24 protein-coding genes, 1 pseudogene and 1 riboswitch are annotated in these 24172 nt (G+C 66.0%); of the genes and pseudogenes, 6 read left to right on the forward strand and 19 right to left on the reverse strand.

Annotation, left to right across the window (positions count from 1 at the left end):
* The first annotated feature begins 13 nt into the window (after window positions 1–13).
* On the forward strand, window positions 14–1813 hold the full coding sequence (locus HDR50_RS01465; protein ID WP_291355318.1) for a [FeFe] hydrogenase, group A: 1800 nt from the start codon (window positions 14–16) through the stop codon (window positions 1811–1813).
* Between the two features lie 68 nt (window positions 1814–1881).
* On the opposite strand, the gene HDR50_RS01470 is transcribed toward HDR50_RS01465, so the two are convergent.
* From HDR50_RS01470 to HDR50_RS01535, 14 genes and pseudogenes are all read right to left on the reverse strand, one after another.
* Window positions 1882–2472 (reverse strand): 4Fe-4S single cluster domain-containing protein, encoded by a 591-nt coding sequence (locus HDR50_RS01470; protein WP_291355320.1) that lies wholly within the window; start codon window positions 2470–2472, stop codon window positions 1882–1884.
* A complete protein-coding gene (gene nrdD / locus HDR50_RS01475; protein ID WP_241159447.1) occupies window positions 2465–2584 on the reverse strand; it encodes an anaerobic ribonucleoside-triphosphate reductase in 120 nt (39 codons plus the stop codon). The genes HDR50_RS01470 and nrdD overlap by 8 nt, the downstream gene beginning before the upstream one ends.
* 135 nt (window positions 2585–2719) lie before the next feature.
* On the reverse strand, window positions 2720–4969 hold the full coding sequence (locus tag HDR50_RS01480) for an anaerobic ribonucleoside triphosphate reductase (protein WP_291355322.1): 2250 nt from the start codon (window positions 4967–4969) through the stop codon (window positions 2720–2722).
* Between the two features lie 123 nt (window positions 4970–5092).
* Window positions 5093–5291: riboswitch (cobalamin riboswitch) on the reverse strand.
* Between the two features lie 354 nt (window positions 5292–5645).
* Window positions 5646–6044 (reverse strand): annotated as a pseudogene (locus tag HDR50_RS01485) (flagellar assembly protein FliW); the annotation flags it as partial.
* Window positions 6023–6259 (reverse strand): carbon storage regulator CsrA, encoded by a 237-nt coding sequence (gene csrA / locus HDR50_RS01490; protein ID WP_291355324.1) that lies wholly within the window; start codon window positions 6257–6259, stop codon window positions 6023–6025. The pseudogene HDR50_RS01485 and the gene csrA, both read right to left, overlap by 22 nt.
* A 30-nt stretch (window positions 6260–6289) precedes the next feature.
* Window positions 6290–7855 carry a flagellar hook protein gene (locus HDR50_RS01495; protein WP_291355326.1) on the reverse strand — a complete coding sequence of 522 codons (1566 nt, stop codon included), beginning with the start codon at window positions 7853–7855 and terminating at the stop codon, window positions 6290–6292.
* Window positions 7856–7867: 12 nt separating this feature from the next.
* Window positions 7868–9994 carry a flagellar hook-associated protein FlgK gene (gene flgK, locus HDR50_RS01500; RefSeq protein ID WP_291355328.1) on the reverse strand — a complete coding sequence of 709 codons (2127 nt, stop codon included), beginning with the start codon at window positions 9992–9994 and terminating at the stop codon, window positions 7868–7870.
* Window positions 9995–9997: 3 nt separating this feature from the next.
* A complete protein-coding gene (flgN, locus tag HDR50_RS01505; protein ID WP_291355329.1) occupies window positions 9998–10465 on the reverse strand; it encodes a flagellar export chaperone FlgN in 468 nt (155 codons plus the stop codon).
* 137 nt (window positions 10466–10602) lie between these two features.
* Window positions 10603–11946: a rod-binding protein gene (locus HDR50_RS01510; protein ID WP_291355330.1), complete on the reverse strand. Its 1344-nt coding sequence runs from the start codon at window positions 11944–11946 to the stop codon at window positions 10603–10605.
* Window position 11947: 1 nt separating this feature from the next.
* Entirely contained in the window at window positions 11948–13075 is a 1128-nt protein-coding gene (locus tag HDR50_RS01515) for a flagellar basal body P-ring protein FlgI (protein WP_291355331.1), read from the reverse strand.
* A 195-nt stretch (window positions 13076–13270) separates the two neighbouring features.
* On the reverse strand, window positions 13271–13603 hold the full coding sequence (gene flgM, locus HDR50_RS01520; RefSeq protein WP_291355332.1) for a flagellar biosynthesis anti-sigma factor FlgM: 333 nt from the start codon (window positions 13601–13603) through the stop codon (window positions 13271–13273).
* A 79-nt stretch (window positions 13604–13682) separates the two neighbouring features.
* Window positions 13683–14129: a DVU0524 family FlgM-associated protein gene (locus tag HDR50_RS01525; protein ID WP_291355333.1), complete on the reverse strand. Its 447-nt coding sequence runs from the start codon at window positions 14127–14129 to the stop codon at window positions 13683–13685.
* A gap of 113 nt (window positions 14130–14242) precedes the next feature.
* Window positions 14243–15616 carry an MFS transporter gene (locus tag HDR50_RS01530; RefSeq protein ID WP_291355334.1) on the reverse strand — a complete coding sequence of 458 codons (1374 nt, stop codon included), beginning with the start codon at window positions 15614–15616 and terminating at the stop codon, window positions 14243–14245.
* 60 nt (window positions 15617–15676) lie between these two features.
* Window positions 15677–16546, reverse strand: coding sequence for a methylenetetrahydrofolate reductase (locus HDR50_RS01535; protein ID WP_291355335.1), 870 nt, complete (start codon window positions 16544–16546; stop codon window positions 15677–15679).
* A 228-nt stretch (window positions 16547–16774) separates the two neighbouring features.
* Between HDR50_RS01535 and HDR50_RS01540 the strand changes: the two genes are divergently transcribed.
* The 5 genes from HDR50_RS01540 to HDR50_RS01560 all read left to right on the forward strand — a co-directional run bounded on the left by HDR50_RS01540 (window position 16775) and on the right by HDR50_RS01560 (window position 20830).
* A complete protein-coding gene (locus HDR50_RS01540; RefSeq protein WP_291355336.1) occupies window positions 16775–17914 on the forward strand; it encodes a phosphodiester glycosidase family protein in 1140 nt (379 codons plus the stop codon).
* Between the two features lie 155 nt (window positions 17915–18069).
* The gene (locus HDR50_RS01545; protein WP_291355337.1) at window positions 18070–18456 is read left to right on the forward strand and encodes a desulfoferrodoxin; all 387 of its coding nucleotides are present in this window, start codon (window positions 18070–18072) and stop codon (window positions 18454–18456) included.
* Between the two features lie 35 nt (window positions 18457–18491).
* Window positions 18492–18632, forward strand: a complete 141-nt coding sequence (locus HDR50_RS01550; protein WP_165079030.1) for a rubredoxin — start codon at window positions 18492–18494, stop codon at window positions 18630–18632.
* A 138-nt stretch (window positions 18633–18770) separates the two neighbouring features.
* Window positions 18771–19982, forward strand: coding sequence for an FprA family A-type flavoprotein (locus HDR50_RS01555; protein ID WP_291355340.1), 1212 nt, complete (start codon window positions 18771–18773; stop codon window positions 19980–19982).
* A gap of 179 nt (window positions 19983–20161) precedes the next feature.
* Window positions 20162–20830, forward strand: a complete 669-nt coding sequence (locus HDR50_RS01560) for an amino acid ABC transporter permease (protein ID WP_291355341.1) — start codon at window positions 20162–20164, stop codon at window positions 20828–20830.
* Window positions 20831–21099: 269 nt separating this feature from the next.
* On the opposite strand, the gene rplL is transcribed toward HDR50_RS01560, so the two are convergent.
* The 5 genes from rplL to nusG all read right to left on the reverse strand — a co-directional run bounded on the left by rplL (window position 21100) and on the right by nusG (window position 24099).
* Window positions 21100–21489, reverse strand: coding sequence for a 50S ribosomal protein L7/L12 (gene rplL, locus HDR50_RS01565; protein ID WP_165079033.1), 390 nt, complete (start codon window positions 21487–21489; stop codon window positions 21100–21102).
* Window positions 21490–21533: 44 nt separating this feature from the next.
* Window positions 21534–22061: a 50S ribosomal protein L10 gene (gene rplJ / locus HDR50_RS01570; RefSeq protein ID WP_291355342.1), complete on the reverse strand. Its 528-nt coding sequence runs from the start codon at window positions 22059–22061 to the stop codon at window positions 21534–21536.
* Window positions 22062–22249: 188 nt separating this feature from the next.
* Window positions 22250–22957, reverse strand: coding sequence for a 50S ribosomal protein L1 (gene rplA / locus HDR50_RS01575; RefSeq protein ID WP_165079035.1), 708 nt, complete (start codon window positions 22955–22957; stop codon window positions 22250–22252).
* Window positions 22958–23096: 139 nt separating this feature from the next.
* Window positions 23097–23519, reverse strand: coding sequence for a 50S ribosomal protein L11 (gene rplK, locus HDR50_RS01580; RefSeq protein WP_291355343.1), 423 nt, complete (start codon window positions 23517–23519; stop codon window positions 23097–23099).
* A 61-nt stretch (window positions 23520–23580) separates the two neighbouring features.
* Window positions 23581–24099, reverse strand: coding sequence for a transcription termination/antitermination protein NusG (gene nusG, locus HDR50_RS01585; protein ID WP_365816463.1), 519 nt, complete (start codon window positions 24097–24099; stop codon window positions 23581–23583).
* Window positions 24100–24172: the final 73 nt, after the last annotated feature.

Raw genomic sequence — 24172 nt, forward strand, 5'->3', positions numbered from 1 at the left:
AAAGAGGATACTCATGAAAGCCTATCTCAATGGTCAGGAATATGCGTTCGAGGAAGGGGAAACCATCCTTCAGCTCGCGCGGCGCGCGGGCGTCTTCATCCCCACGCTGTGCCGCTTCGAGCCGCTTTCGCACAAGCCCGCCACCTGCCGCGTGTGCCTCGTGGAGGTGAGCGACGGCGCGGGCACGCGCATGGTGGCCTCGTGCGAGACGCCGCTTGCGGACGGCATGCGCATCGACACCCTCTCCCGCCACGTGCGCGACATGCAGCGCACCCAGGTGGAAATGATCTTCGCCGACCATGACCAGGAATGCGTCTCCTGCGCGCGCCACGGGGACTGCGAATTGCAGGACCTTGGCGAGGCCGTGGGCCTCACGCGCAACCGCTTCACCCACCGCCTGCGCCCCACGGCGGCCGAGCGCCCGCTGGACGACAGCGCCGCCGGCATGACGCGCGACATGAGCAAGTGCATCCGCTGCCTGCGCTGCGTGGAGGTGTGCCGCCAGATCCAGGGCGTGGCCGCGCTCACCGTGGACGGCCAGGGCCTCGGCACCTGCATCGGCGTGGGCATGGCCGACGATCACAGCGCCTCGGCCTGCATCCAGTGCGGCCAGTGCACCCTTGTCTGCCCCACCGGGGCGCTCGCCGAGCGCGACCAGAACGACCTCGTGCTCGACATGCTGGCCGACCCCGAGGTCACCACAGTCTTCAGCTTCGCGCCCTCCGTGCGCGTGCTGCTGGGCGAGGAATTCGGCTTCGCGCCCGGCGTCAACGTGGAGGGCAAGATCGTGGGCGCGCTCAGGCGCATCGGCGCGGACGTGGTGCTCGACACGGACTTCGCCGCGGACGTGACCATCATGGAGGAAGGCACGGAACTTCTGGGCCGGCTCAAGAAGGGCGCGAAAGGGCCCATGTTCACCTCCTGCTGCCCGGGCTGGATCAACTATGCGGAAAAGCATTGCCCGGGCGTTTTGCCGCACATCTCCTCCACGCGCTCGCCGCAGGCCATCCTCGGGGCGCTGGCCAAGAGCTATCTGCCCGAGGCCATGGGGCTCGAGAAGGAGCGCCTGCGCACCGTTTCCATCATGCCCTGCGTGGCCAAGAAGGACGAGGCCGCGCGGCCCGAGCTCGCCCGCGCGGACGTGCCCGACACGGACGTTGTGCTCACGGTGCGCGAATTCGCGCGCCTGCTCCGGCGCATGGGCGTTGACCTCGCCGCCGTGGAGCCCGAACCCTTCGACAACCCCTTCATGAGCGCGTCCACGGGCGCGGCGGTGATCTTCGGCTCCACCGGCGGCGTCATGGAGGCCGCCGTGCGCACCGTCTATGCCGTGGTGACAGGCAAGGAGCTGGAGCACATCGAGGTCACGCCCCTGCGCGGCATGGACGGCGTGCGCGAGGCCGTCATCGACCTCGGCGAGGGCAATGGCAGCATCCGCGTCGCCATCTGCCACGGCCTGCGCAACGCGCGCGCCCTGGCCGAGCAGGCCATAGCCGGGGAGTCGCCCTATGACTTCATCGAGGTCATGGCCTGTCCCGGCGGCTGCGTGGACGGCGGGGGCACTTCGCGCGTCAAGGGCGACTACCACCCCCACGCGCGCACGCGCCAGCAGGGCCTCTACAGCCTCGATCGCGCCATGCCGCGCCGCCAGTCGCACAAGAACCCGCAGGTGAAGAAACTCTATGAGGACTTTTTGGGCGAGCCCAATTCGCACAAGGCCCACGAGCTTCTGCACACCGCCTATTCCGACCGCAGCGAAAGCCCGAGCGAGACCATCTTCGCCAACAAGCAGCGCCTGACGCTGACGGACTGAGCGGAAAGCAAGAAAGGAAGGAGACGGAAGGCGCCGGGGGAGACTCCCGGCGCTTTTCGTCTCCTAGCCTAGTGCGGCTGGGGTGCGGGTGATGCAAGGCAAAGCAGCCGCGCGCGCAGCTCCCTGTCCAGGAGGCGCTGGTTGGAGCTGCCGCGCCAGGCGATGTCGAGGCTGCGCAGGGCCTCGATATAAGGGCCATCGATGAGCAGGTCCGTGGCGTCCAGCAGGGCGGCCACGGCCGCGTCCTTGCGGGCGCGGGCTGCCAGCTCCTCAAAGATATAGCCGGTATAGGTGATGACCGTGCCGCCGAGGGCATGGATGCGGGCGGCGAGCAGCGCGAGGGGCGACGCCTGGAGAAAGGGCTCGCCGCCGGAAAAGGTCACGCCCGAAAGGAGCGGATTTTCCCGGTAGCGGACCACCAGTTCATCGAGGGAATGGAAGCTCCCCCCGTTCACTGGATGCGTCTCGGGATTGTGACAGCCCGGGCAGCCGTGCGGGCAGCCCTGGGTGAAGATGGTGAGCCGAAGGCCCGGGCCGTCCACGATGGAGTCTTCCACGATGCCGGCCAGTCGCAGCCGGGGGGCCACATCCCCCCGGGCCACGGGCGGCCGAAAGACTGTGGGCCACGCCCCGGGCGCGGGGCGCACCGCTTCAGGCATGGCGCACGCGGTCGTGCTCTTCGGCGCGCTTGGCGTTGTTGAAGCGGTCGAGCGTGCCCACGAGATAGCCGGTGATACGCCGGATGCGCTCAAAGCCCACGCCCTCGCCCACAAGCGCGTGCGCCGCAGGCGCCGCGGCCGCTTCCTCGTTCTGCGCTTCCTCGAACAGGCGCGATTTCATCAGCATGGCTTCTTCCTCCTCGGGAGTGTTCAAAAAATCCCTGCCGCCCTGTGGCGGCCGGCCTTATCAGTTCCAGCGCGGCATGTTGGGATACAGCTTGGCAAGCTCGCGCAGCTTTTCCTCGCTCACGCCCTCGCCCTCGCGGCGGCCGCAGCGCGGGCAGACATCATTGATGACGCCCGTGTAGCCGCACACCGGGTCGCGGTCCAGCGGGTGATTCACGGAGCCGTAGCCCACGCCCGCGTCGTGCATGCAACGGATGATGCGCTCGAAGGCCGCAGTGTTCTTGGCCGTGTCGCCATCAAGCTCCACATAGGTGATGTGGCCGGCATTGGTGAGCGCATGGTACGGGGCCTCGATGGCGATCTTCCTGTGCGCCCGGATGGGGAAATACACGGGCACATGGAAGGAATTGGTATAGTAGCCGCGGTCGGTGATGCCGGGAAGCTCGCCGTAGCGCGCCTTGTCGAGCGCGGTGAAGCGGCCGCTCAGGCCCTCGGCGGGCGTGGCGATGAGCGAGAAATTGAGCTTCGTCTTTTCCGCCTCGGCATCGGCGCGGCGGCGCATGTGGCCGATGATCCTGAGGCCCAGCGCCTGCGCGGCCTCGCTCTGGCCGTGATGCTCGCCGATGAGCGCCACCAGCGTCTCGGCGAGGCCGATGAAGCCCACGGTGAGCGTGCCGTGCTTCAATACCTCGCCGATGCGGTCCTCCACGTCCAGCTTGCCGGAGTCTATCCAGATGCCGTTGCCCATGAGGAAGGGATAGTTGCGCACTTTCTTGGCGCTCTGGATCTTGAGGCGGTGCATGAGCTGGCGGAACACGAGGTCGATGGCGTCGTCGAGGAGGCCGAAAAAGGCGTCGATGTCGCCCTTTGCCTCGATGCCGAGGCGCGGCAGGTTGATGGTGGTGAAGCTCAGGTTGCCGCGGCCGCAGGTCACCTGCCGGTCGGGGTCGTGCACATTGCCGAGCACGCGCGTGCGGCAGCCCATGTAGGCCACCTCGCTGTTGTAGTCGCCCGGCCGGTAATACTGGAGGTTGAAGGGCGCGTCGAGAAAGCTGAAATTGGGGAACAGCCGTTTCGCCGAGGTCTCCATGGCGAGCTGGAAGAGATCGTGGTTGGGGTCGCCGGGATCATAGTTGACCCCTTCCTTCACCTTGAAGATCTGCACCGGGAAGATGGAGGTCTCGCCATTGCCGAGGCCGGCCTGCGTGGCGAGCAGCAGGTTCTTCATGACCATGCGGCCCTCGGGCGAGGTGTCCGTGCCGTAATTGATGGAGCTGAAGGGCACCTGCGCGCCGGCCCGGGAATTCATGGTGTTGAGGTTGTGGATGAGCGCCTCCATGGACTGGTAGACACGCGTCTCCGTCCGCGTGAGCGCCTCCTCCACGGCATAGGCGTGGGCGCGGGCCACGAGCTCGCGCTCCCCGGGCGCGGCAGCGGCCACAAGGGCCGCGCCCAGGGCCTCGGCCTCGCCCATGCGCGGGTCCAGCCCTTCGAGGAGACGGTCGGCGAGGGCGTGCGCGGCCGCGGCGTCCATGCCGCCGGCGAGGCGCAGGCAGGCCTCAAGGCCGCGGCAGTATTCCTTGCGCCAGGTCTTGGCCACGCCCTCGGCCATGGCCCAGTCAAAATTGGGCACGCTCTGGCCGCCGTGCATCTCGTTCTGGTTGGCCTGGATGGCGATGCAGGCGAGCGCGGCGTAGCTCTCGATGGAATTGGGCTCGCGCAAAAAGCCGTGCCCCGTGGAAAAGCCGTTGCGGAACAGCGGGATCAGGTCGATCTGGCAGCACGTTTCCGTGAGCATGTAGAAATCTTTGTCGTGGATGTGGATATCGCCGTTGATGTGCGCCGCCGATGCGTCCTTGGGCAGGATATAGCTGTCCACGAAATACTTGGAGCCCTCGGAGCCGTACTTGAGCATGGTGCCCATGGCGGTGTCGCCGTCGATATTGGCGTTTTCGCGCTTGATGTCCTCGGCCACGGCCGGGGAATAGGTCAGGCGCTGGTAGATCTCCATGAGGGCCGATTCCGCGTTGCGGATCTTGGCGTGCTCCGCCCGATAGAGGATATAGGCCTTGGCCGTGCGGGCATAGTCGAAGCGGATGAGGCTTTCCTCCACCACGTCCTGGATTTCTTCCACATGGCGCAGGTTGCGCTCGTCGAGGGTGCGGCAGACCTTTTCCGTGACGAAGAGCAGATCCGTCGGGGACATATCCTCCCCTTCCACGGCCTGATTGGCCCTGGTGATGGCGCTCAGGATTTTTTTCGAGTCAAAGGGCACGGCGGCGCCGTCCCGTTTGATGATCGTCGCGGGCATGGTCTACTCCCAAACAGGGGGGCTTTTCTGTAAATACTGCCGTGCTACGGCCGCGAGCGCGGCGCAGGGCGTGGGAACCGCGGCAAAAGCCCGTTGCGGCGGCCCTCTTCATATGCGCCCCTCGGGCGCACGTCACGCGAAAGCAGGTCTTCCGGCTTGCCGCCCGTGTTTCCGCCTTCCCGGGCATGAGCCCAGTGGCACAGTGGAAAACGGGGCGCGCCCGCTCTTTGCGGCGCGCGCGATGGCTGACGGCGGCGGGTCCGCTCCCGATTTTAACGGGATTCCCTATTAAGCCCGTGGCGCTCTCGCGTTTCTAGAACTATTCAAAACTTTTTGCCGCGTCAATGCAGGGGCGAAAAAAAGGTCTCCTAGTGTCGGTGCACTCATGCAAAATCATTGATAAAATTTCTCGGCCTTTCGCCCTTCTCACCTGCTGGGGCGCGAAGACGCCCNTTGACAGGGAGGNGGCANGCCGGGGCNNNCANCTAGCGCCCNNAAACGCCAAGGCCCCCGCAGCGTGTGCCGCGGGGNCCTGAATNTCGCGGGGNCGTCCCCNANGTGNCCTTANTCTCCGGNGGGGCGCNCTTTNTCGCCGTCGTCCGGCTCCNNNGNGGCCGCGTCCATGCGGCTGNGGCTCCAGCGAGTGCATGTTNACCTGCGANGGNCCGTCNAAGCCCTGCGGCACCTGGANNCCGATGCGCGCCGGGTGGTTGATGACGATGGGNCCCGTGAGGTTGAGGGNGGCCTTTTCCGGCTCGCCCGGCGGGATGGACACCGTGACGAGGATGGCCGCGTCCTCGGTGTTGCTNATCTNNAGCAGGGCCTGCTCCGCATCGCCGAGCATCACCGGATAGGACGGCAAAAAGCTGTACGGGTCGGCCACGAGCAGGCCCACCTGCGGGTTGGTCACGCTCTGGAGGATGAGCAGGGGCGCGTCGGGCCTNANCTGGAGGAGGATGAAGTCGTGCTCCTCCTCNAANCCNGCNAGCCCGCGNGGAAAACGAATGATCTTGTCNGGATCGATGACNCGCCGNCCGAGGCGGGTTTCGATCTCTAGCTCTTTTTCGCTTGCCATAGTTCAGCAGCCACCATNAAATCTTCGTTCTTNGTCGCCAGNGCGCGGCGATTTTCCTCAATGACCCGTTTATAGACCTCTTCGCGGTACACCGTGGTNTCNNTGGGCACGTCNAGGCCGAGCTTGACCTGCCGCCCCTGGATACCGAGCACGGTGATGCGGATNTTTTCGCCCAAATACAGGCTTTCGCCGGGGCGTCGCGTCAGAATGAGCATGGCATGGCGTCCGATGCGCCAGGGGCGCGCTTACACATAGTTGGCGAGGCTCAGCTTCATGATCATGGACGAGGATTGCAGGACCGTCTGGTACGTGAGCTGCTGGCGCGTNAGCTTGGTCAGCAGTTCCGTCAGGTCGATGTCTTCAGTNTAGCTCAAACGCTCCTGCTGGTCCAGCTTTTGGAAGGAGAGCACGTCCGAGGCNGTNTNGATGCGCGTTTCCTTGCCNCCNANNGAGGTGGCCGCGGAGAGGACCTGCTTTTCCGCCACCTTGAGGGCNGCGAGGGTCTTCTGCGCGCCCTCCTGGTTGTTGCCCTCGAGATAGCCGATGAAGGCGCCCACCACCTCGAAGAGGTTGTTGTCGCCGTCGAGCGCNGGCATGCCCTCGTAGTAGCCGCCGAAGATGTCCTTGCCCACGGCGTTCACCGAGAGGTAGGTGTCCTTCATGATCTCGAACTTGAGGTCCGCGCGCGAGGGATGCACCATGACCTGGCTGCCGGCCGTGANNGTCTTGTCGCCCACGCCGCTGGCGTCAANATCCACATAGCCGCCGGGCACGGGCAGGCGCAGCGTGTCGCCGCCGGTGGTCTGGCCCTTGAGCGTCACCCAGTTGGANCCGCCGTCCGTGCTGTAGGACCAGGTGAATTCGTTGCCCGGCGCGGAGAGGTCGGCGTCCGTATCCATGCGCACNAGNAGATTCTTGCCGAAATCGCCCTTGGCCTCGACCTCGAGCCCCTGGGGCGCGCCCATCTGGGTGATGTCGAGCGGCGGGTCCTTGTCGTCGCCCTGNTAGATGGCGGCCGGGCGGATNTAGAGCATGGTNCCGTTCCTGGCGCCGGGGCCCTCGTCCGGGTTGGCCTGCTTGACCGGCAAATCGCCCGAGGCGGTGAGNATGACGCCATTGGCGGAGATCTTCACGTTGCCGTCCGCATCGTCGGGCAGTTCATAGCTGCCCGTCTCCCAGGTGTCGCCGCCGTCTTTGGACCAGCGGAATTCGGGGTGCTCCGCNAGGGTGCCTTCGCCGAGGAACTGGACGATGACGGTCTCGGAGCTTGCGCCCTCCAGGGTGTAGAGGGGCTTGCCCTCCGCGTCGCCNTCCCTGATGGCCTTGTCCCAGTCCTCGTCCCAGCTCGTGAGNGCGAGGCCCTGCTCAAAGGCGTTGTAGTCGTAGCGGTGGCCNGCGAANANGCTCTTGCCCTCNAANTCGGTNTTGGCGAGCTCGAGNAGGCTNCCGAAATGCTGGCGCGCCTGGTCGGCCATGATCTTGCGCTGGCTCGCGTCATAGGTGCCGGTGGAGGCCTGNTCGGCGAGNGTGATGAGGTCCTGGATGACNGTGGGCACGCGCGTGGAGAGCACGCTGTCCTCAAGGTTGAGCCAGCCCTTGGCCGTGTCCACGTTTTCCTGGTACTGGGCCGTATTGGTGAGGTCAATGCGCGTGGTGAGCACACGATAGGTGCCCGCCGGGTCGTCCGAGGGGCGGTTGATCTTTTTCTGGGTGGAGCCCTGCTGGACGCTCTCCATGTATCCGGCCAGATTCTTCTGCATCTGGCCGACCATGTCGTTGTACATGGTCTTTTGNGTNACGCGAATGGCCATCTTGCTCCCCCCTTACTGCTTGAGGCCGAGAAGGGTNTGCAGCATCTGGTCAGCGGTGGTGATGAGCTTGGCTGCCGCCGTATAGGAATGCTGGNACTTGATGAGNTTGCTCATCTCNTCGTCCATGTTCACGCCNGTGACCGACTCCACNCGCTCGGAAAGGTCNTCGGTGAGGGCGGTNTGGTATTCGGTNTTNGTCTTGGAAAGNCGCCTGTCCGCGCCCACGGTGGTGACGAGGTTGGCGTAGTATTGCGAAATGNTCTGGTTGTNNACGGTCTTCCAGAGCGTGGAGATGGTCACNGGCTTGTCGATGAGCTTGCCGATGGCCGTGGCCGTGATGTTGTCGCCCACATTGGTCTGGAACTGGCCGTTGACCTGGCCNGACGCGATGAGGTGCGTGTTGCTGTGNACCTGGNTNTTGACCGCGAGGTCGCTNGCGNNGCTNCCGCTGAAAAAGGTGTTGATGCCGAGCGCCGCCATGAGGCCCGAGCTGTCCGCGCCCATGGCGAACTCGATNTTCGAGCCNGCGGCGGTCTCGATGAGCAGCTTGCCGTCCTGGATGCTGGCCNNNAGNGGCTGNNTGCCGTCNNCNAGCGTCATGTTGTTGATGGCGTCGCGCACATCCTCNAGGNTNTGGACGGNGGGGTCGAAATTGGCGCCNCCGCCGAAGTCGAGCATGGTGGANTCGAGGTGNTCCCCGGTGACGCTGTCATAAAAATGGAAGTTGACATTGCCNGCCTGGAGCTTGTCGGNAAAGGGCAGGATGGCCTGCGGCGANCCNAGGGNCTGCTTGGTGTCCTCCACGCGCTGCTGGCCCTGGGCATAGGTCAGCTTGGAGAGGCCGGCGCCCTGGCTGTGGATGCGGTTGACCTCCCANANNAGNGAGGAGGCCACGGCGTTGAGCTCGTCNATGTAGCGGCCGCANTTGTCGTCGCGGATATTGTANTAGGCCGCGAGCTTGCCGCCGGTGACGCGGTTNTNGTTGTCCTGCCCGTCAAAGCCGATCTGCGGNGTGATGTTCTGGGGGCCGCGCGAGGGCTCGATCCAGTAGAGGCCGTCCTTGGGGATGATGTCGAACTGGTCGCCGGCGTGGAAGTTCTCCACCGAGGAGAAGGANATCTTNAGNTCCTTGACCAGCACCTCGTCGGTGANGGGGTTGCCGTNNTCNTCGGTCTTGCCGCTGTTNGTGATGTCGAAGCGCAGCTCCTGGCCGTCGTCGCCGCGCAGCCAGGTCTTGCCGCCGTCAAGNGACACGCGGAACTGCGGGGGCTCGTCGCCGCCGGCGTCGCCGCCGCGCACGATCTCCACGGTNTATTCGTGGCTGTCGTTGCCCGTGAAATTGATGTTGCCCGCATAGGTNGAGCCGGACTTGAGGTGGTTCTCGGCGCGCGGGCCCATGACCTCGAGCTCGTAGGTNACGATGCCGTCCACGAGGGGCTGGCCCGTGGANAGCTGCACGCGGAAATTGCCCTTGCCGTGGTCGATGGTCTCCACNTCNACGAGGGTGGCGAGCTCGCGCACNAGCTGGTCGCGCTTGTCGAGCAGCGANTTGGGNTTGNTGATGCCGTCNACGGTCTGGGCGGTGATCTGGCGGTTCAGGTCNGNNATGGCCACCGCGATGTCGTTGACNCGGTTGACGCCCTGCTTGATGGACACATCCATCTCGTTCTGGATGTTCTTGATGGCGTCCATGGTGTTGCCGAACATGTCGCTCAGGTTGTCGGCATANGANAGCAGGCTTTCGCGGACGGCNGTGTCGTCCGGGCGCAGGGCGAGATCCTGCCANGCGTTGAAGAANNTGGTCAGGGAGGAGCTGATGCCCGCGCGGTTGGCNTCGTTGAAGATGTTTTCCAGCGAGGCCATGATGGTGTCCTGCTGGTCCCAGCGCGANGANTTGGTGGACTGCTTCACNTAGGAGCGCTCAAGAAANGCNTCGAAGAAGCGCATGATCTGCTGGGCNTTGACGCCCAGNGGCTGCGCCCCCGGCTTGTACTTGAGGCCGCCNGCGTCCTTCTGGTCCACATACTGGCGCGAATAGCCCTCGGTATCCACGTTGGCAAGGTTGTTGCCCGTGACCGAGATCCACGCCTGCGATGCGTTGAGGGCCGACTGGCCGATATTGAGCAGTCCGTTGAGCATGGCCTAGAGCCTCCCGGAGATGAGCGCGGCCTGCGGGTGCATCTCATGGCGCATCCCGCCCCGGCGCCCGTAGACGCCCGCGCGCGGCGGCGCGGCCTGGCTGGTCAGCGCCTGGAGCGTGCGGGTGCTCTGGTCGAGCAGCGCGAGCGAAAGCTGCGCATTGCGCGAAGCCTGGCGCGACACCTGCTGCTCGCCGTCATCNACGGAGGCGAACAGCGTCAAAAGNGCGGCGCCCTCCCCCTCGGGGAGCTTCGCGGCGTAGTCGCTCACCCGCACGCCGTCAAGGGTGCGGATGACAAGGGTCTTTTCCACGGCGATCTGGCGGATGAGCTCCTGGATGGANAANTCCAGCGCGGCCACGCCGTCAGTATTCCGGCTCNTGAGGATGCCGTANTCCTCCTCGAGGAGNTCGTGCAANAGCGCCAGGGCCTTGTCCTGACGGGNTAAACTTTCGTGGATTATCTGGTACATCCTGTCCTCNCTNGCGGACATGGCAGGCAGAACCTGCCGAAAAATCTGGCTGTGCCCNTAACNAAGCAAAATTTATGCCACGGATNGGACNNGCGCTCCGGCATGAGGCGGCGCCCCNCTGNCAGCATCCGCACGGCCTAGCCCCGCGCGTCCGCCGCGGTCAGCGGCGGGATGGTGAAGTTGCCGGAGCCGGCTTCGGCCGGATTTGCTCCAAGATTGTCCGCCGGGGTGGCCTGTGCGGGCTGCGGGGCGGGCGCGGTGAGCGGGGCCGCGGCGGCCGCCTGCGCCTCGTTGGCGGCGTGGTAGGCGGCGATGCCGGCGCCGGCCTTGCTGTTGACGCCCACATTGTCCACATTGAGCACGCGGATGGGCTTCAGGCCGCGCCTGGAGCGCTCGGCGGTGCTCATGTTGGTCGAGAAGCGCACGTTGCGGGCGCGCCCGGCGGCCTGCGCGGCGTCCGCATCGGCCACGGCCTGGGCGGAAGCGGCAGGCGCACCTTCCGCCGGAGCGGCCTGCGCCGCCGGCTGCGCGGCGTCAGCGCTGTGACGCGGCGAGGGCTGGTGCAGGGGCGGGCGCACGGCATGCGAGCCGAGCTTGTCCCCGGCCTCGCGGCGCGCCACCTGGGCGAGCTCGAGGCCCGAAGCCGGCGCGGGCCGCTTGTGCTGAGCGCCGGCCACAGCCTGCGCCCCGGCCGAAGCCGCGGCGGGGGCGCCCTGCGGCTGGGACGTCCCGGCTTCTTCCTTGTGGTGCAGGGCCTGGCGCGCGCGCAGGGCGGCCAGGGCGCGCTCCACCTCGGGGTTGAGCTCGACGGCCTCATCCGCGGTGCCCGCGGCCTGGGCGGCCTGCGCGGAAGCGGCGGCCACAGCCTGGGCCGTCTGGCCGTTCACCGCAGGGGCTGGGGCCGGGGCGGCGGCGTTCTGGCCTTCTTCCGCCACGGCGGCCACGCCCGGCGCGGCACCGTCATAGATGGAAGCGGCGGCTTGTGCGGGCGCCTTTGCCTGTGCGGACTGCGCCTTGGGGGCGTCAGCCGCAGGGGCCTCAGGGGCCGGAGCGTCCAGCAGCGGCGCGGCCTCGGGCGCGAAGGCCCGGCTCTGGNNGGCCCCGGCCGCGCTGCGGCTGGCNGAAACGAGATTGCGCGAAAGCTGGGCGTACATCATGTCCGCNAGGCCGATNCCGCCNGCGCTGGTCATGGACTTGGAGAGNTCCTGGTCATACATGTCCTGCCAGAAGCGCTCCTCCTTGCCGTGCATGAGGCCGCCCTTGGGGATAGTGTTGCGCATCTCCTGCCACATCTTCTGGATGAAGACCGACTCNAAGCCCTCGCAGGCCTCGCGCAGCTTCTTNTCCTGGGCTTCGGGCGAGAGCTTGCGCCCNTTGATGCCGCCNAGGCCGNTGAGCTTGGCCTGGAGNTCGCGGCGCGACTGGTCGGCGGCGCCGNTCTGGGAGGTCACNAGGGCCGTGGCGTCAAGGGGCGTGGTCATNTTAGATCACCTCCAGNTCCGCATGNAGCGAGCCGGAAACCTGCANGCTGCGCAGGATGGAAATCAGNTCGCGCGGGGTGGCGCCGATGGCGTTGAGNCCGTCCACCAGNTCCTGCAGGGTGGCGCCTTCCACCATGTGCAGGCGNCGGCTCTCCTCGCGGACATTGATGTCCGTCTCGGGCGTGACCACNGTCTGCCCCTGNGAGAAGGGNCCNGGCTGCGAGACCTGCTCGTTCTCCTGCACNGTNATNTGCAGGTTGCCGTGGGCCACGGCCGCGCGCGTGATGCGCACGTCCTTGCCGAGGACNACGGTGCCGGTCTTTTCNTCNACCACCACCTTGGCGGCGGTNTCNGGCGTGACNTCGAGGTTTTCCACCGAGGCCATGAGCGGNACGAGNTTGTTGCGGTACTGCGGNGGCACGTCNAGGCTNACGCTCATGGCGTCCACGGCGCGNGCGAAGGAGCCGCCCATGGCNGNNTTNAGNCGCTCGGCGATCTGCTGNGCNGTGGTGAAGTCGCCCACGCGCATGTTGAGNGTGAGCTTGTCCTGCTGGTTGAACTCGAAGGGGATGGCCCGCTCCACGATGCCGCCGCCGGGGATGAGGCCCACGGTGCTCACGTTCTTGGAGGTGGNCGCGGCCTCGCCGTTGACGGAATAGCCGCCCACGGTGAGCGCGCCCTGGGCGAGGCAGTAGGTCTTGCCGTCCACGCCCTTGAGCGCNGTCTGGAGCAGCACGCCGCCGAGNAGNGAGGTGGCGTCGCCCACGGANGAGACGGTCACGTCNAGCCGCGTGCCCGGCTTGGANGANACGGGCATGCGCGCCGTGACCATNACCGAGGCCACGTTCTTGACCTTGAGCGCCGAAGAATTGAGCCCGATGCCCATGCGGTCGAGCATGTTCTTCATGGANCTCATGGTGAAGGCCGAATCCTTCTTGTCNCCNGTGCCNGCNAGGCCCACCACGAGGCCGTAGCCGATGAGCTGGTTGTCGCGCACGCCGGAGAAGGTGGCGATGTCCTTGATGCGCACGGCCTCNGCCGGCGCGGACCAGCCGAGNATGCTCACGGCGAGGGCNAGGGCCCACAGGCAGCGGAACAGCGGCGTCAAAATCTTGAAGAACGATTGCATGGATACTCCCTCCGCGCCGCCGGCCNNTGGCCTGNNATNNCGNTNTTCCCGCCANTCNNGGCGGGTCTGGAAAGCGGCGCTCTGGCTGTGCTTGCCCTCAGTATGCAGAAANNATGCCTANAATAAAAAAACGGCCGCNCCCNAAGGAACGGCCGCAATNCTGGCTGATANTTNCGGCTGNTGTGGNGAGCCCGCTCACACGATGCGGAAGAGGGAAGGCTCCTCGCGCACCAGGCTCTCGGCGATGGCCTGGGCGTCGATGNTGTAGGTGCCGTTGGCCACCTGNNCGCGNAGCTCCGCCACGCGNTCGGCGCGCACNTCCGGCGTGTTCTGGGCNGTNCGCCGCGCCTCGGTGAGCAGGAGGGCGTCGCGCGAAACGCTGATGGTNTCGCCGCCCGAGCCGTTCTCCTCNGCCGGNTTNGCCCGGCCCGCGGCGGNCTCGCCGCTTTTCTCCGCCGCGTTGGCCGCNGAGCTGTTGGCGTAAGGGTCAAGCAGCGGNTAGCCCATGCCGGCATTGCGGATTTCCATTCTCTGCTCCTTCAGCAGGGGCTCTNCCCTGCGGCGGGTCTCATGCTTCGCGCCGTCCCACGCCCGGCGCCCGGGCNTTTCAGCAGACGGCTTCGGCCCTTTCGGGCTTCTCCAGCATGCTCTGGTCAACTTTCTGGCGCGTGATGCGCCACAGGGCATGNCGNGCGCGCCGNTCTTCCTCCGCGNTNANGGGCCGCTGGCCTTCCGGCNCNATGGCCACGATGCGGAGCCGCGCNCCCGGCGGGTAGGTGAAGCCCACNTNGAGGCCCATGGCCTCGCNGAGCTCCGCGCGGATGTCCTCCACCACGGGNTTGGCGCTNCCCGTGAATATGAGGGTCTCATACAATTCCCGTGCCACTTTTTCCACAAAGACACGGCGATTGACGGAAGGGTCCGGGTCCTGNGGCTTCTCGCCGGCGGCCAGGCGCCGCTTGACGCGGAAACGCGCCAGCCGGCGGGCCGCGAGCAGTTGCTGCTCATAGCTCTGGAGCATGATCCGCATTTGCAGGCTGCGCATATCAGGCATGAGACACCATCCTGCAGCTCTTTACGGCCATGGGCGGCAAAACTTTAGACTTTTTTTATGCTTTTTACAGTCCGCGCGCAAGTTGCCTCCAAACCCCCGGCATTGCGGGAAAATCAGTTCCTGTTCCGCGCCAGCACGCACCACACCGCAGCGAGGTTGCAGAGGCAGAAAATGACCAGATCCACCCGCATGCAGCGCATGAAGGCCGGGAGCGTAGCGGCGTCCACCGGCGCATTGCCGAGGAAGAAGCCGAGCGTCAGGGTAATGACGACCATGTTGAAGAGCTGGCCGGCCGTGCGCACGGCGCCGGTGAGCCCCGAGGCCTGCCCCACGTGCTTCTCGCCCGCGCTTTCAAGGATGATGGAAGTGTTCGACAGCGCGAAGAGGCTCATGCCCGCCCCGAGGAAGGCCTGGATGACGAAGATCAGCCCAAGCGGCGACTCCAGCGTCAAAAAGGCCGCCACGGCAAGGCCCACGCCGCACAGGGCCACGCCCACGGCGCTCACATGGCCCGGGCGCCAGCTCCTGCACAGGCGCGCGGCGAGCGGCGTGGTCAGGGCCTGCACCACGGACTGAAAGGCGAGCACCAGGCCCGCCTCCTCCACCTCAAGGCCGCGGCCGACCTGGAGATAGAGGCTGAAGAAGAAGAGGATACCGAAAAAGGAGCTGTAATTGACGAAGGCCGCCAGCGAAGAGAGCGCGAAGACCCGGTTTTGCGCGAGCAGGCGCATGTCGAGCAGCGGATACTGGCTTTTGAGCTCGTGCAGCCAGAAAAGGAAGATGAGCCCGGCGAAGGCCGCGAGCAGGCACCAGGCGAGGCCCGGCTGCTCAGCGAGCTCCGAGGCGCCGAAGGTGAGCGCGATCATGGCGCAGCCGTAAATGACGCAGCCCGAGGCGTCGAAGGGCTGGTCGGCGGCGGTGCGCCACTCCTGCCTGACCGTTGCCTTCATCAGCCAGAAGACGCCCACAAAGGCGAGCGCATTGCCCCAGAACAGCCAGTGCCAGCCGAGCACGCCGGTCACGAAGCCGGCGATGGGCGGCCCGCAGGCGATGCCCGCGTACACGGCGGCGCCGCTGAAGCCGAGATAGGCGGCCCGCTTTTCCGGGGGCGCGGCCGAGGCCAGGAGCGCGAGGCCGCTGGCGTTGAACATGGCGCCCCCGAGTCCCTGGAAGAAGCGCAGGGCGATGAAGAGCGGCACCGAGCGCACGCAGCCCAGGGCCGCGCCGCACAGGGCGAACATGGCGATGCCCAGAAGGAAGATGCGCCGCCGCCCGAAAATGTCGCCAAGGCTCCCGGAAGCGAGCTGGAACACGGCGAGGCCCAGCGAATAGAAGGCGCCGATAAGGCTCAGTTGCCGGGCGCTGGCGTCAAGGCTTTCGCCGATGGCCGGCAGCACCGCGTTCACCCCGGCGAGCATGAAAGGCATGCAGAACAGGGAGGCGCAGATGGCGGCCAGGAGCGGCCGGTGGCTTTTCTCGATGCTCATGGCGCAAGCCTAGGGGCCTTGGCGCCGGCGGTCAAGCGGGCGCGCGGGGCGCTGCATCCCTTAGAAACGGACTTCCTCCGCGATGCGGCGGCAGAGGCCGGGCTTGTTCAGGGTATAGAGATGGATGCCCGGCGCGCCCATGTCCATGAGCCGGCGGATCTGGCGCACGGCAAAGGCCAGCCCGGCCTCGCGCACGGCCTCGGCGCCGCCGGCCTTGTGGGCCTCCTCCAGGTCGAGGTAGAGCTTGCCCGGGATATTGGCCCCGCAGAGCGAGAGCACCCGGCGCAGGGAGTCCAGGCTCTGGATGGGCAGGATGCCCGGCACCACGGGCACGTCCAGCCCATGTTCGCGCAGGCTCTCCACCAATGCCTCGTATTCGCGCACGTCAAAAAAAAGCTGGGTGATGGCGAAATCCGCGCCGGCCGCGATCTTTTCCGCCGTATAGCGGCGGTCGAGCGCGAAGGTGGCGGATTCGGGATGCGGCGCGGGGTAGGCCGCCACGCCGATGCCCATGTCGGGTTCGCACTCCCGGATAAAACGCACGAGCTCGGCGGTGTGGCGGAAGGCCCCGCAGGTCGTCTCCCAGGTCTGGCCCTTGGGCGGGTCGCCGCGCAGGGCGAGCACATTGTCCACGCCATTGGCGCGCAGCTCGCGCAAAAAAGCGGCGATGTCCCCGGGCTGCGCGCCCACGCAGGTCAGGTGCGCCATGGCCGTGAGGCCGCGCCGCGCGAGTTCCGCCGTGACGGCGAGGGTGTTGCGCTGCTTGGAGCCGCCCGCCCCGTAGGTGACGGACACAAAGAGCGGCCGCAGCGCCCGCAGCTCCTCCACGGTGGCGTAAAAGGCGGCCAGTTGCCCCTCCTCCGACGGCGGGAAAAATTCGAGAGAAAAGAACGGACGCTCCGCCTGGCGGATCAGGGTGCCGATACGCATGGGTCGCTCCTTGATTTTCTTTATGACGGGGCCGCAATTCTGTGTGCGGCCGCTCGGGCTCGCAAGATACCCCGAGGATGGCTCTTCCCGAAAACCAAGTATTTCTATATCAAGATATATTGATATGTCAATCAGCCTGTCCCAAAACCTTGCCAAAGCCGCGGCCCGGGCTTAAAAACGCAGACAGGAAAGGCGCCCGTCGCCAGCCCCTGTCGCAGGGCGCTCAACGTGCCTGGCCCTTCCCTCACCACCATGCGCCGCATTTGCCAGACAGTTCTCCAGACGAGCCGCGCCCGCCGATTTCGCGCCCTGGCGGCGCTCTGCGCGCTTGGATTGTGGCTGCTCGCTACGCCCGTCACGGCTTGGGCGGATGCCCTCACCGGTGGCGCACCTGCCTTGGCGCCCGAGGCCGCTGCCGAAGCCCTGCGCGCCGATCGGGGCCTCGCCCCGCTGCCCTCACAAGCGCCCCCCGCCGCCCCGGAAGAATCCGCGACGCCGGCCCCCAAGTCCCGCAATGCTTCCGGCAAGAAGCGGATCGGCATCGACGCCGAGGGCGGCGCCCAGTGGCTTACGCTCGAGCCGGGGCTGGAGTTCGGCGAGTTCCGCCTCGAAGGCGGGGACTTCCGGCTCACGGCCCTGCGCATCGACCCGGAAAAATTCGAGTTCGAGCTCTGCGCCAGCTCCGCCGACGGCAAGGGACCGCGCACCCTCGACGCCTGGGGCGAGGAGCGCGGCCTCGTGGCCGCCATCAATGCCAGCATGTACCGCGAGGACGGCTCCACCAGCACGGGCTATATGCGCGGCGCGGGCCACGTCAACAATGGCCGCCTGGTGGACCGCTTCGGCGCCTTCTTCGTGGCCGGCCCCAAGACCGCCGGGCTGCCCGCCGCCGCCATCGTCGACCGCGACATGCCCGACTGGAAGGAGCGCATCGGCCAGTATGACCTCGTCATCCAGAATTACCGCATGATCAATGCCGACCGCCGCATCCTCTGGAGCCCGGGCGGCCCGCTCTATTCCATCTCCGCGGTGGCGCAGGACGGCGAGGGGCGCATCCTCTTCCTCCACAGCCGCGCCCCGGTGGAGGCCTATGCCTTCGCGCAGCAACTGCTCCACCTGCCGCTGGACGTGCGCACGGTCATGTATGTGGAGGGCGGCGCGCAGGCGGGGCTGCTCGTGCGCTCGCACTCGCTCAGGCGCGAGATGGGCGGTATGCACGCGCCGTCGCTGCTCGTGACCGGCAACCTCAAGGCGCAGCTCCCCAATGTGCTCGGTGTGCGCCGCAAGGACGGCGCCGGGCAGCCCTCCGCCGCCACGGTCGCCGCCCCGGCGGCGTCGAGCCTGGAAACCGCACCCGCAGACCGCTGACAAACGCCTTTACAAAGGCACCGCTTTCGTCCATAATCTTAGCAGGCCGGTAGGAGACAGCCCCAGACGGCGCCCTCCTGCCCCCGGAGCCGCAGCCGCATGCGCGCCGGCTCCCATGAATGTGCGATGAGACCCCTTACCCGAGAGGTTGCAGTATGACCAAAAGGCTTCAAGTGTATAAGTGCAATGTGTGCGGCAATATCGTCGAAGTGCTCCACCCCGGCGACGGCGAGCTGGTCTGCTGTGGGCAGCCCATGAAGCTCATGGAGGCCGGCTCCACCGACGGCGCCACCGAAAAGCATGTGCCCGTCATCGAGAAGTGGAAGAAGGGCTACCACGTCAAGATCGGCAGCGCCCGGCACCCCATGGAGGAGAAGCACTATATCGAGTGGATCGAGCTCGTCACCGATGACGGCAAGGTCTACCGCCGCTTCCTCACCCCGGCCGACGAGCCAGAAGCCTTCTTCGACGAGGTGGAGGCCGACAAGGTGACGGCCCGCGAATTCTGTAACCTGCACGGCCTCTGGAAGGCCGAAAACTGAAGCCCCGGCGCCACGGCGCCCAAGGAGTGAACATCATGGCAGCCAACTATGTTTGCAGCGTCTGCGGCTATGAATACGAACCCAAGGAACACGACGGCGTGGCCTTTGAAGACCTGCCCGACGACTGGACCTGCCCTGTCTGCGGCGTGGGCAAGGACCAGTTCAACAAAATGTAGCGCGCACCGCGGCGCGACGCACTGATCACCGCCCCGTCTTGCCCCACCGGCGAGGCGGGGCGTTTGCGGATACGCGCCAGCAACGGGGCGGTTTTTCGTTCCGGCGCCGAGGCGCCCCTGCCCCTCTCGGAGGACATCATGCAGCCCATAGAAATCAAAAAGGATATTTTCTGGGTCGGCGAGGTCGATTTCGACCACCGCGACTTCCACGGCTATTCCCGCTGCCCGGACGGCACCACCTGCAACGCCTACCTCATCAAGGACGAAAAAAACACCCTGGTGGACTGCGTGCCCTCCGGCAAGGAAGGCGCCCTGCTCTGCCGCCTCGCCAAGACCATGCCGCCGGACAAGGTGGACTATATCGTCTGCAATCACATGGAGCTGGACCACCAGGGCGCGCTCGCCGAGATCGTGGAGCGCGTGCGGCCGGAAAAGATCTTCGTGTCCCAGCTGGGCCTGAAGACCATGGCCGGCTATTTCGCCGGGAAGGACTGGCCCATCCAGGCCGTGAAAAGCGGCGACGTGCTGGAGCTGGGCAGCCGGCGCATCATCTTTCAGGAAACGCGCATGCTCCACTGGCCGGACAGCATGGTCTCCTATATCCCGGAAGAGAAGCTGCTCATCAGCAACGACATCTTCGGCCAGAACATCGCGAGCACCGCCCGCTTCACGGACGATTTTGACGACCAGGGCGAGTTCGTGCGCCGCATCAAGGAATACTACTACAACATCGTCCTCCCCTATTCGCCCACGGTGCTCAAGGCCCTGCCCGTGGTGGAAAGCCTCGACATCGACATGATCGCGCCCGACCACGGCCTCATCCACCGCGGCCGCGACGCCGTGCGCTTCATCATCGACATGTACCGCAAGATGGCCGAGCAGAAGCCCCAGCAGCGCGCCGTCATCTTCTACGACACCATGTGGAAGTCCACCGAGCACATGGCCTATGCCGTGTGCAACGGCCTTGCGGAGAACGGCGTGCCCGCGCGCATCATGTCGGTCAAGCACAACCACCACAGCGCCATCATGACCGAACTCGCCGACTGCGGCGCCGTGCTCGCCGGCTCGCCCACGCACAATAACGGCATCCTGCCGCTGGTGGCGGCCATGCTCACCTATATGGAAGGGCTGCGCCCGCAGAACCGCATTGGCGGCGCCTTCGGCTCCTACGGCTGGTCGGGCGAAGCGCCCAGGCAGCTTCAGGCGCGCCTTGCCGCCATGCACATGGAGATGCCGGCCGAGCCCGTCAAGTGCTCGTGGCGCCCCACCAAGGACGACATGAAGGCCTGCTACGCTCTGGGCGTGACCGTGGCCGACGCGCTCAAGAAGAAGTGCGCCGCGGCCGGCTAGCCGCAGCAGCCCCGCTTATCCACAACTTCCCGCCGTTTCCGGGGTCTTCCCCGGCGCGGCGGGAAGCTGTTTTTTGTTGCGCGCAGGGGAGGAATCCCCTACCGTAGCGCCTGCATAAAGGATGAACGACGCGGGAGCGACCATGCTTCTGCCGCCGGGCAAAGGATCGCGCAACGCCCATGCTGGACACGGTTTTCTTCACCAACGAGCTTCTGCCGGCCCTCAACAAGGGGCTCATGGTCTCGCTCGCGCTCATCATCCCGGCGGCGACCCTGGGCTTTGTGGGCGGCGTGGCTCTTGGCTGCGCCCGCGCCTTCGGCCCGCGCTGGCTCCGGCGCCTCGGCAACGCCTACACCGCGCTTCTGCGCGGCGTGCCGCTCGCCATCCAGCTCATGATGATCTACTACGCGCTCCCCAAGCTCGGCATCTATTTCGCGCCCTATGGCGCGGCCCTCACCGCCTTTATCCTCTGCACCTCGGCCTACCAGTCGGAATATGTGCGCGGGGCGCTGCTCTCCATCCGGCGCGGGCAGATTTTGGCCGCGCAGTCGCTCGGCTTCACCCAGTGGCAGACCATCCTCTGGATCGTGGTGCCGCAGGCCGCGCGCCGGGCGCTCCCGGGCTGCGGCAACGAGATTGTCTATCTCATCAAGTACAGTTCCCTCGCCTACCTCGTCACCTGTATGGAGCTCATGGGCGAGGGCAAGGTGGTGGCCTCGGACACCTTCCGCTTCACCGAGGTCTTCCTCACCGTGGGCGCCTACTATCTCATCATGGTCACGCTGGCGAGCTGGCTTTTGCACTGGCTGGAGCGCCGCGCCCACATCCCCGGCTTCGGGGCCGTTTAACACGCGCACCCTTCCCTGCACTGCGCGGGATTTCATAGCTCCGCCGTTCCCCGATTCGCATCTTCGGCCCGCTGTCCCCGCTGCTGGCCAAGGGAGACACACGGGACACGCGCCAACAGCATTTTTCAGGATGTGCCTTTCACGGCGCCCCTCGAGCGCTTCCCCCACCCGCTTCCGCTGTTCCTTCACTCACGCCACAAAACAAAAAACGGCGCCCCCGAAGGGCCGCCGTCTTATTGTAAATCCTGAACCGCCCAAAGGCGGAAGACTTACTTGATCTCGACCTCGGCGCCGGCCTCGGTGAGCTGCTTCTTGGCTTCCTCGGCCTCTTCCTTGGAAACGCCTTCCTTGAGGGTGGAGGGGGCGCCGTCCACCTTTTCCTTGGCTTCCTTGAGGCCAAGGCTGGTCAGGGCGCGCACGACCTTGATGACGCCGATCTTGTTGGCGCCGGCGGCCTTGAGCACCACGTCGAACTCGGTCTTTTCTTCGGCGGCTGGGGCGGCGTCGGCGCCGGCGCCCGGGGCGGCCATGACCATGGCGGCAGCCGGGGCCGCGGCGGACACGCCGAATTTCTCCTCAAGCTCCTTGATGAATTCGGAAAGCTCGAGAACGGTCATATTGGAGATGAATTCAACCACTTCTTCCTTGGTAACGGCCATGATGGGTCTCCTGATCTTTGGCTGGATGTTGCGCGTTCACGCCGCTAGGCCGCGGCGTTGCCCTTCTTCTCCTCAATAGCCTTGAGGGCATAGAGCAGCCCGCGCAGCATATTGGCGAAGAGCGACACAAAGTTGGTGGGCACGGCGTTCATGGTGCCGAGCAGCTGGCCGAGCAGCTGCTCCTTGCCGGGCAACTTCGCCAGGGCCTCCACCTGTTCGGCGGTCATCTCCTTGCCGTCCAGGCTGGCGCAGCGCAGGCTGAACAGCTTGCTCTGCTTAGCGAAGTCGCTCAACGCCTTGGCCACCGCCACAGGGTCGTCGAACCCGAGGGCCACGCCGCAGTTCTCGTGGAACTTGTCCTTGATGGCGTCGTGTTTGCCGCCGGTAAGAGCGATGCGAGCCAGGGTGTTCTTGACGACGTGGTATTCGCCGCCGGCGCCGCGCAGGCGCACCCGAAGGTTCGTCAGCTCTTCCACCGACATGCCCTTGAAGTCCGTGAGCGCCGCAAAGGAGGAGGCATCAGCGCGAGACTTGATGTCCTCGATGATTACGGCTTTTTCAGACCTTTGCACGTGATACCTCTCACGTCAGGGGTGCCAGGTGGAATGCCGAGCCAAAGAGTAGTCTGGGCAGGAAATTGAGGGCAAGCCCGCCTGCCGTCTTCGACCCGTATTCCGTTTCCTCTGCCAGTGGTTGCGATGCAACCCTTGAAGGCGCGCCAGGCGCGGTGGCCCGGCAATGCGCGGGGCAGTCCCGCGCCCTAGCCTTCAAGAAATTTCTTCACCTGGGGCATGTCCACCTTGAGGCCCGGGCCCATGGTGGTGGAAATGGCCATGGACTGCATGTAGTTGCCCTTGGCGGCCGAAGGCTTCAGGCGGTTGACCGCCTCGAGGAGGGCCTTGAGGTTGCCGAGCACCTTCTCGGGCCCGAAGGAGACCTTGCCGAGCGGCGCATGCAGCACGCCAGCCTTGTCCACCTTGAAGTCCACGCGGCCGGCCTTGAGCTCGTTCACGGCCTTGGCCACATCGAAGGTGACGGAACCCGTCTTGGCATTGGGCATGAGGCCGCGGGGGCCGAGCACGCGGCCGATCTGGCCCACCAGCGCCATGACATCCGGGGTGGCCACGGCGGCGTCGAACTCGAGCCAGCCGTCCTTGATCTTGGCGACGAGGTCTTCGGCGCCCACGATGTCTGCGCCGGCGGCCTTGGCCTCGGCCTGCTTCTCGCCCTTGCAGAACACGGCGACGCGCACCGTCTTGCCAAGGCCGTGCGGCAGGGTCACGGCGCCGCGCACCATCTGGTCGGAATACTTGGGGTCGACGCCGAGGCGCAGGGCCACATCGACAGTTTCGTCAAACTTGGCGAAGGAGGCGTCCAGAGATTTCGCCACCGCGTCCTCGACGCTGTAGCGCTCCTGCACGTCACAGGCTTCCACCGCCTTCCGAAAATTCTTGCCATGCTTGGGCATGTCTCGATCCTTTGCTTATCTCCTGCCNCANGCCGGAACTGGGTCGGCCAGNGCAGTACAAGTGATGGCGNNANANGGCGGCGGGCNCACGNNGCGNATGCGCGCANAGCCNNNCGCCGTCGGTANGGCGCNAAGNCGCCTACTTNACGTCGATGCCCATGCTCCGGGCNGTGCCCGCGATGGACTTCACGGCNGCCTCAAGGCTCGCCGCNTTGAGGTCNGGCAGCTTGAGNTTGGCGATCTCNTCCACCTGGGCGTGGNTGANGCTNCCCACCTTGTTGCGGTTGGGCTCGCCGGANCCNTTCTCNATNTTGGCCGCCTTCATGATCAGCACCGCCGCGGGCGGCGTCTTGGTGATGAAGGTGAAGGANCGGTCGGCATAGACGGTGATGACCACGGGGATGATCATCCCCTTCTGGTCCTGGGTGCGGGCATTGAATTCCTTGCAGAAGCCCATGATGTTCAGGCCGTGCTGGCCCAGGGCCGGNCCCACCGGGGGCGACGGNTTGGCGGCGCCGGCNGGNATCTGCAACTTGATCTTGGCAACTTCTTTCTTGGCCATTTCTCACATCCTTCANCATGAGGCGCGCCCCGTGGGGGACGCGCGCGGNAGGCCCCGGGCACTAGCCCTTGGAGACCTGCCCGAAATCCAGCTCCACAGGGGTCTGCCGCCCGAAGATGGACACCGAGACGCGCAGCTTGCCCTTGTCGTGGTTCACNTCCTCAACCACGCCATTGAAGCCGTCAAANGGCCCTTCAATGACGCGCACATCGTCGCCGACCTCAAAGTTGAACTTGGGCCGGGGCGTCTCCTGGCGCATCTCCATGAGCTTCAGGATGCGCTCGGCCTCGCCGTCGCGCATGGGCGCGGGCCGGTTCTTGCCGCCCACGAAGCCCGTNACCTTGGGGATGGACTGCACGAGATGCCAGGAAAGGTCGGTCATGACCATGCGCACCATGATATAGCCGGGATAGAACTTGCGCGTGGTCGTGCGGGATTTTTCGCCGTGGCGGGAGGGCTCCTGCACCTTTTCGGTGGGCACCACCACTTCTTCGATGAGGCCCTGGTCCTGGCCGGTGCGCTGCATTTCGGCGATGGTCTTCTGCACACGCTGCTCAAAGCCGGAGTAGGTGTGCACGATATACCAGCGCGCCCTTTTGCCGGCTCGGGCNTNCCGGGAGCNGCCGNCTCCGGGNNTGCCCCNCGGCCGNGGC

It is taken from the genome of Desulfovibrio sp. (genome assembly GCF_014803725.1).
Classification (GTDB): Bacteria; Desulfobacterota; Desulfovibrionia; order Desulfovibrionales; family Desulfovibrionaceae; genus Desulfovibrio.